General features: G+C 69.7%; 3 protein-coding genes. All 3 read left to right on the top strand.

Features of this window, described 5'->3' with window-relative positions:
- The first annotated feature begins 39 nt into the window (after positions 1–39).
- Entirely contained in the window at positions 40–1,041 is a 1,002-nt protein-coding gene (locus K206_RS0134480; protein WP_020206827.1) for a LysR family transcriptional regulator, read from the top strand.
- Positions 1,042–1,112: 71 nt separating this feature from the next.
- Positions 1,113–1,925 carry a prolipoprotein diacylglyceryl transferase gene (gene lgt / locus K206_RS0134475; protein ID WP_020206826.1) on the top strand — a complete coding sequence of 271 codons (813 nt, stop codon included), beginning with the start codon at positions 1,113–1,115 and terminating at the stop codon, positions 1,923–1,925.
- A 271-nt stretch (positions 1,926–2,196) separates the two neighbouring features.
- Positions 2,197–2,965, top strand: a 769-nt coding sequence (locus K206_RS40185) for a GntR family transcriptional regulator (RefSeq protein ID WP_020206825.1), incomplete at its 3' end; no start/stop codon positions are given.

Below are 2,965 nucleotides of genomic sequence, written 5' to 3'. Positions count from 1 at the left end.
TCAACCTCTATTGAGTCGAAAAAAATATCAGGAGCCCGATTGGACCTGCGCCAGCTACGCTACTTCGTCACGGTGGCGGAAGAACTCCATTTCGGCCGCGCGGCGCGCCGCCTGGCCATGACCCAGCCGCCGCTGTCGCAGCAGATCCAGGCGCTGGAGGAGGAAATCGGCGTGCCGCTGTTCCTGCGCACGCGCCGCTCGGTGGCGCTGACGCCGGCCGGCCAGCAATGGCTGCCCGAGGTGCGCCGCGTGCTGGCCGACGCCGCCGCGCTGCCCGGGCTGGCCCAGCGGCTGGCGCGCGGCGAGGCGGGCACGCTGTCGCTGGCCTTCGTCAGCACCGCCGACTACGGCATCCTGCCCGACCTGCTGCGGCGCTTCCGCGCGCACCACCCCAACGTGCACCTGCAACTGCGCGAGGCCACCAGCGACATCCAGCTCGAGGCGCTGATGGAAGGCGCCATCGACGCCGGGCTGGTGATCCGCCCGCAACTGCCGGCCATGCCGCACGGCGTGTCCTACCTGCCGCTGGTGCGCGAGCCGCTGGTGCTGGCCGTGCCGCAGGGCTGGCGGCCGCGCGGCGCGCCGCAGGACAGCGGGGACAGTGGGGACGGCGGGGACGGCGGCGATACGCAGGCCGGCATCGCGCTGCGCGACGTGGCCCACGAGCCGCTCATCATCTTCCCGCGGCGAAGCGCGCCGGCGTTTTATGACATCATTACGGGCTGTTATGCGCGCGAAGGGCTGACGCCGGCGATCGCCCAGGAGGCCATCCAGATGCAGACCATCGTCAGCCTGGTGTCGGCCGGCATGGGCGTGGCGCTGGTGCCGGCCTCGCTGTGCAACCTTCGCCGCACCGGGGTGTCCTACCTGCCGCTGCGCGATGCCGGGCCCGACATCGAGACCGGGCTGGTGTGGCGCGAGGCGGGCGCCGGCAGCGTCAGCCCGGTGCTGCGTTCCTTCATCGAGATCGCCGGCGCGCTGGCGTCTGCCATGACCGTGACGCAAAACGCTGGCATAAAGCCGGACGCGGCCGCCGGCTGATTTCCCGCCCGCCGGCTTTTTTCCTGGCCTGCCGTGCGCGGCGCGGCCCCACAACCTACTTCACGGCAAACATGCTGATTCACCCGCAATTCGATCCGGTCGCCATCCACCTCGGTCCGCTGGCCATCCGCTGGTACGGGCTGATGTACCTGGCCGGCTTCATCATGTTCCTGTGGTTCGGCCGGCTGCGCATCCGCCAGCCGCATATGGCCGCGCAGGGCTGGACCGCCCGGGACCTGGACGACATGCTGTTCTTCGGCGTGCTGGGCGTGATCCTGGGCGGGCGCCTGGGCTACGTGCTGTTCTACAAGGCCGACTACTACCTCAGCCACCCGCTCGAGATCCTCAAGGTGTGGGAGGGCGGCATGGCCTTCCACGGCGGCTTCCTCGGCGTGATCGTGGCGATGTGGCTGTTCGGCAAGATGCGCGGGCGCCACTGGATGGAAGTGACCGACTTCATCGCGCCGCTGGTGCCGTGCGGCCTGGCGGCCGGGCGCATCGGCAACTTCATCAACGGCGAGCTGTGGGGCCGCCCGACCGACCTGCCGTGGGGCATGATCTTCCCGCAGGCCGGCGACAACATCCCGCGCCATCCGTCGCAGCTCTACCAGTTCGCCGGCGAGGGCGTGGCGCTGTTCATCATCCTGTGGCTGTTCGCGCGCAGACCCCGCCCGATGGGCGCGGTCTCCGGCGTGTTCCTGATCGGCTACGGCGGCTTCCGCTTCCTGGTCGAGTTCGCGCGCGAGCCCGACAATTTCCTCGGCCTGCTGGCGCTGAACTTCTCGATGGGCCAGTGGCTCAGCCTGCCGATGATCCTGGCCGGCATCGCCATGCTGGTGTGGGCCTACCGGCACGGCGAGGCGGTGCGGGCGTCGATGCGCTGACGCGCGGCTTTTGTTCATTGCCCTTGGTTTGCTCCCCTCTCCCGCGCAGTGGGAGAGGGGCCGGGGGAGAGGGCAGGAGCTTGCGAATGCCGCCGTGCCGGAAAAAAACGTCGGCTTCCTTCGACGCTTCCACAAATCCCGCTTGCCGCTGCGCAACATCGATTCTTGTTGTGTTAATGCCGCCGTTATTCATAATTATGAATTATTGAGTTGGCGGAAGTGCCGCTGCGGCCACCTCGATGCCATTGCCCCGTTCCCGCCGGAGAACTCCATGCGCATCATCCAGCAGGCCCTGTATCTCGAAGTCGCGGAGCGCCTGCGCACGCTGATCGACGAGCACGCGCTGATGCCCGGCGCGTGGATCGACGAGGCCAGCGTGGCCGAATCGATGGGCATTTCGCGCACGCCGCTGCGCGAGGCGCTCAAGGTGCTGGCGGCCGAGGGGCTGGTGCGGCTGGAGCCGCGCCGCGGCTGTTTCGTCAACGCGCTGTCCGAGCAGGACCTCGACGAGATCTTCCCGCTGATGGCGCTGCTCGAAGGGCGCTGCGCCTTCGAGGCCGCGCGCAAGGCCAGCGCCGCCGATCTCGAGGCGCTCGAAAGCCTGCATGCCGAGCTCGCGCGCTACGCGCGGGACGGCAATATCGACGCCTATTACGAAACCAACTACCAGATCCACGAAGCGATCCAGCGGCTGGCCGGCAACCGCTGGCTGTCCGGCCTGATCAGCGACCTGCGCAAGGTGCTGCGGCTGTCGCGCCACAAGAGCCTGAAGCTGCCGGGCCGCATCCGCGAATCGTGCGCGGAGCATCTGTCGGTGTTCTCCGCGCTCAAGGCGCACGATTCCGAGGGCGCCGAGGCGCTGATGAAGACGCACCTGATGCGCCAGCGCGGCGCGCTCAGGGCGCTCGACGCCGCCGAGGCGCAGGCCGCGGCGCCGCCCGCCGCCGAGGTCGCCGCGGCGCCGCGGCGCGGGCGGCTGCGCCTCGCGGACAAGGCTGGCGGCGGCGATGCCGGGCCGGCCCGCGCGCGCCGGCTGGCGG

It is taken from the genome of Cupriavidus sp. WS, assembly GCF_000395345.1.
In the GTDB taxonomy this organism is placed as follows: domain Bacteria; phylum Pseudomonadota; class Gammaproteobacteria; order Burkholderiales; family Burkholderiaceae; genus Cupriavidus; species Cupriavidus basilensis_B.
The sequence above is the reverse complement of the archived record's forward strand: the minus strand, read 5'-3'. Positions and strand labels throughout refer to the sequence as shown.

Coding starts and splice junctions, on each gene's coding strand:
- lgt (WP_020206826.1), top strand. CDS start 1,113: ATGCTGATTCACCCGCAATTCGATCCGGTCGCCATCCACCTCGGTCCG.